Origin of the sequence: Streptomyces sp. KR55, assembly GCF_052245645.1 — a bacterium.
GTDB lineage: Bacteria > Actinomycetota > Actinomycetes > Streptomycetales > Streptomycetaceae > Streptomyces > Streptomyces flavusporus.
The window spans coordinates 1-4,114 of the sequence record NZ_JBQQCE010000651.1 but is presented as its reverse complement, the minus strand read 5'-3'; the positions used below and the strand labels follow the sequence as shown (position 1 = coordinate 4,114).

The 4,114-nt window shown below is 68.7% G+C and carries 4 protein-coding genes and 1 pseudogene; 1 reads left to right on the top strand and 4 read right to left on the bottom strand.

Going from position 1 to position 4,114, the window contains the following annotated elements:
- From ACTWQJ_RS47590 to ACTWQJ_RS47575, 4 genes are all read right to left on the bottom strand, one after another.
- Positions 1–566: carboxylesterase family protein (locus ACTWQJ_RS47590; protein WP_443312601.1), on the bottom strand; the 566-nt coding region annotated here is incomplete at its 3' end.
- Between the two features lie 21 nt (positions 567–587).
- Complete coding sequence (locus ACTWQJ_RS47585) at positions 588–1,502, bottom strand: MBL fold metallo-hydrolase (protein ID WP_409471476.1); 915 nt, start codon at positions 1,500–1,502, stop codon at positions 588–590.
- Positions 1,503–1,943: 441 nt separating this feature from the next.
- Complete coding sequence (locus tag ACTWQJ_RS47580) at positions 1,944–2,186, bottom strand: hypothetical protein (protein WP_409471477.1); 243 nt, start codon at positions 2,184–2,186, stop codon at positions 1,944–1,946.
- A 243-nt stretch (positions 2,187–2,429) separates the two neighbouring features.
- Positions 2,430–3,593: an FUSC family protein gene (locus tag ACTWQJ_RS47575; RefSeq protein WP_443312600.1), complete on the bottom strand. Its 1,164-nt coding sequence runs from the start codon at positions 3,591–3,593 to the stop codon at positions 2,430–2,432.
- 135 nt (positions 3,594–3,728) lie between these two features.
- On the opposite strand from ACTWQJ_RS47575, the pseudogene ACTWQJ_RS47570 reads away from it, so the two are divergent.
- Positions 3,729–4,114, top strand: a pseudogene (locus tag ACTWQJ_RS47570) (transposase); the annotation flags it as partial.

The following is a 4,114-nucleotide window of genomic DNA, read 5'->3' as shown; positions in this document are numbered from 1 at the left end:
AGGGTGACGTTGTCCGGGTCACCGCCGAAGGCGGCGATGTTCTCCCGCACCCAGCGCAGCGCCGCGACGACATCGAGCAGGCCGCGGTTGGCGGGCGCCCCGGGGATGTCGAGGAACCCGGCGATGCCCAGCCGGTAGTTGAGTGTGACCAGGACGACGCCGTCGCGGGCGAAGGCGGAACCGTCGTACAGCGCGGACCGCGTCGATCCGGCGACGTACCCGCCGCCGTGGACGAACACCATCACGGGCAGAGCGCTGTCCGCGGTGGTGGGCTGGAAGACGTTGACGGTGAGGTAGTCCTCGCCACGGCTCCAGCCGGCGCCGAAGTAGGGGGCCATGTTGATGCTGCCGAGCTTCCGCTCGGACTGCGGGGCGTTGGGGCCGGGCACGGTGGCGTCCCGTACGCCGTCCCAGGGCTCGTGCGGCTGCGGCGGGGCGAACCGGCCGGCGCCCATCGGAGGAGCGGCGTAGGGGATGTTCAGGAAGGTGGCGGTGCCGTCGTCCTGACGGAGACCGCGGACGGCTCCCTGTGCGGTGGTGACGACGGGCTCGGGTTCGTGGCTCACAGCTATGCCTTTCCGGGGGCGTCAGCCCTGCTCGGAGTACGGGGCGAAGGGCGCCCAGCCCTTGATGTCGAACGTGTTGCCGTTACGCGCGATTTCGGCGCCACCGTGACCACCCAGGTGCGCGGGGATCAGGAGCGCGTTGTTGTCGGCCGCCCAGCCCAGCACCTTGCGGCGGGTGGCGCGGGCGCCCGCGGGGTCCTCGCAGAAGCAGCTGTTGGCGTCCGGCTCGACGATCTGCACCGGGTTGTGCAGCAGGTCACCGACGAACACCGCGCGGTCCGTCCCGGAACTGAGGGTCAGCACGGAGGAGCCGGGGGTGTGTCCGGGAGCCGCGTCCAGGCGCAGGTCGGCATCGATCTGGTGGCTGTTTTCCCACAGCAGCGTCTGGCCGGCCTGGTGCACCGGGGCCACGCTGTCCTCGAAGACGTTCTGGTTGCCGCGGCCGGGCAGCGGCTGGTGGCCGTTTGCCGGGTTCCAGAAGTCGAAGTCATCCTTCGGCATCAGATAGGTGGCGTTGGGAAAGGTGGGAACCCAACTCCGCCCGTCCAGGTACGTGTTCCAGCCGACGTGATCGATGTGCAGATGCGTGTTGATCACGATGTCCACGTCCTCGGGCTGGACACCTGCCCGGGCGAGGTTGGCCAGGAAGTCTGTCTCCAGGTGGCTCCAGACCGGCGCGTACGGGCGCTCCTTGTGGTTGCCCACACCGGTGTCGACGAGGATGGTCTTGCCTCCGCTGCGCAGCAGCCAGGTCTGGATCGCGGAATTCACGGTGTTGGTCTCGGAGTCCAGAAAATGCGGGGCCAGCCAGTGGACGCTGTCCTTCCAGACTTCCTTCGAGCTTTCCGGGAAGAAGGCATGGGGCTCCATTTCGACGGACCCGTAGTATTCCCAAACACGGGTGATAGAGACGTTGCCGAGCGCAATCTGTTCCATGTGATTTCCTTGGAGCTCGTAAGGTTTACCCAACCGTACGAGCGGCTTCAGCGGGCGCGGTATCCGTCACGTGACTGCACCGGTGCGTACGGCTCTGAACACGGGCTTTTCCTCTTGTAGGCCAGGTGAAAGGCGAGGCGGTTCCCCGTTTCGAGTTCCGTTCCCGGATGCCTTGCGGACGAGTACGTGGCCACCTCGCCGCATTCACGAGACGGCAGCCGGGTCCGTATGCCCACTTGCTGGCCGTGTCGTGTGCGGTGATTGTCCCTTCCTTTCACGTCGGCGGCTTTGATGCCTGCAAATCAGCGAAATGCACGGGTGCGCGGTCATCCCGTGATACGTTCTGGCGGGTGTCAGAGGGCTTGGGCGCCTTTGCGCTGGTCTTCGAGATCGACGCAGCGCACCGCGACAGCCGGGGCCGGCCCGTGCGGCGACGGGATGTCAACGCTTTCGGGGCGGGACCATGGTGGTGCGGCCGGGGTCCGGGACGAGCGGGTCCACAAGCGCGGTCAAGGTCGCGTCGAGGCGACTGATGTGCTGCAGCAGGCGACACTCCTGCGACGGCCGGCTGCGGCTGACGCGCAGCTCCTCCGAGAGCAGGGACAGTGCCTTGACGACTCTGGGGCGTGCCGTGTGCGAGGAGAATCCCGGTCGATGGCCGGTGACGCGGATCAGGTGGGCCACGGTTTCGTGCGCACGGTCGGCCGCGGCAGTGAGGCGGGGGGCGCATTTCGAAGCATGGCCCGCTGGGAGACGCTCGGCCGTGGCGGCCAGGCTCCGTGCGTGGTACGCGCCGGCCTCGAGGAGTTCCAGCAGGTGGCGGGTGTGGTGCCGTCGGCCGCGCTGCGGATTGAGCGGATGGGTGAGAGGCAGACAGGCCTTGCGGAAGGACTCCAGTGCCTGGTCGAGGTCGCGTGCCGCGCGGACTCAGTTCGCCGGGGTTTCCGCGTCCGTGCTTTCTGACGCGATGGCCCGAAGGAGGCGGTCGAGGACGCGCAGGAAACCGACCAGCTCCTCGTCACTGGCCCGGCGGACCGTGGTGGGAAGTACGAGGGCGGCGGCGCGGAGCCCGCAGGCTACTCCCAGTGTGGTCTCCTGGACACGCAGAAGCAGCACGTGCGTCGAGAAGGTGTCCATCAGCGCGAGCAGCATGCTGAGTGTGCCGGTGATGAAGAACGTCACGGCCCCATAGGCCCGTGACGGGGTGTAGAAGATCCCGAACCTGCACAGCAGGAGCAGGAGCAGGAGCAGGAGCAGGAGCAGGAGCAGGAGCAGGAACAGGAGGACAGGGCCGTCTCCGCCGACCAGGGCGGCGAGGCCGTAGCCGAACACCACGCCGAGGACAGTGCCCGCCAGCCGCCGGGCACTTTGCAGCAGCACCTCGCCGGTGCTCTCGGTCCTGATGAAGACGACCCATGCGGTCACCACTGCCCAGTACCACAGGTGCGGAGACAGGAGATGACCGCCCGCGACGGCGAGGGCCGAGGCTGTTGTCACCTGGACCGCCTGGCGGGTGGCTTGGCGCTTCAGGCTTTCGGTGTCCGTGTCCCTGCGCGGCACCGCCCCCAAAGCTGATGGGGCGGCATTGTGAGGAGGTGTCTTGAACCTTGCTGGGCGGCCTCGTGGGCCGAGAACCCGCAGGGCTGCGGTGAGTTCGTCGACCGCTAGGAAGCAGTCCTGCACATGTGCGGAGCCGGCCGGCCGGTTCGCCGGGCCGCCTTCGTCCCTCTCCTCGCACTGTTCGGATGCGCGGGCTGTTCCCGCGGTGACCCGGTGCCCGAGAGCCCGGATCCGCTGCGCGAGCCGCTGCCGCGCCCTTCGTTCCGCCAGATCGTTGCGGGCCGCCGGTGTGCGGACCGCGCGGACGGTGAGTACGGCCAGGCGCTGCGCGGACACCTCCACACGACCAATGTGCCGCAGCGGGGCCTCGGTGCCCTCGTCGACTGCGCGCTCGTCGAGAAAGTCCTCGATCAGCAGCGCGGCTGCGTGCAGTCTGTCGAGGCGCTCCTGCAACAGACGGCTGCGGGTGCCGTCGTCCTGCCCGGTGGCGACCACCGAGGCCGTGTCCCGGAGGACGTCGTACAGACGCACGCCGCATGCGTGCCGCAGCCGCCTCAGAGCTCCGGCCGCCGTGACGGGGCCGGCCCGCGCAGGGACGAATCAGGTCGATCCGGTTCTGCGGAGACTGGTCGTCCGGCTGGAGGAGGTGGTCGCCTCGGCGAGTGCCTGGGACGCTCCCGCGGCGGACTGACCACCAAAATCCATCTCGCCGCCGACGGACACTGCCGGCCCCTCGCCGTCCTGCTGACTCCCGGCCACTACGGTGACGGCCCACAACTCGAGCCCGTGCTGCGGCAGACAGCCGTGCCCCGCATCGGCGTCGGACGACCGCGCTCCCGGCCTGACCATGTCCTGGCCGACAAGGCCTACACGTCGCGGCACAACCGCCGCTACCTGCGGCGACGCGGGATCGCCCACACCATTCCCGAGCGGAGGGACCAGCGCAGGAACCGGCTCAACCGAGGCTCCCGCGGCGGCCGCCCGACCGGGTTCGATGGCGGGTATACAAAAAACGCAACACCGTCGAGCGTGAATCGCATGAAAGGCTTCCG

Excerpts from the sequence above, each read along its gene's own strand:
- ACTWQJ_RS47585 (WP_409471476.1), bottom strand. The coding sequence starts at position 1,502 with ATGGAACAGATTGCGCTCGGCAACGTCTCTATCACCCGTGTTTGGGAA.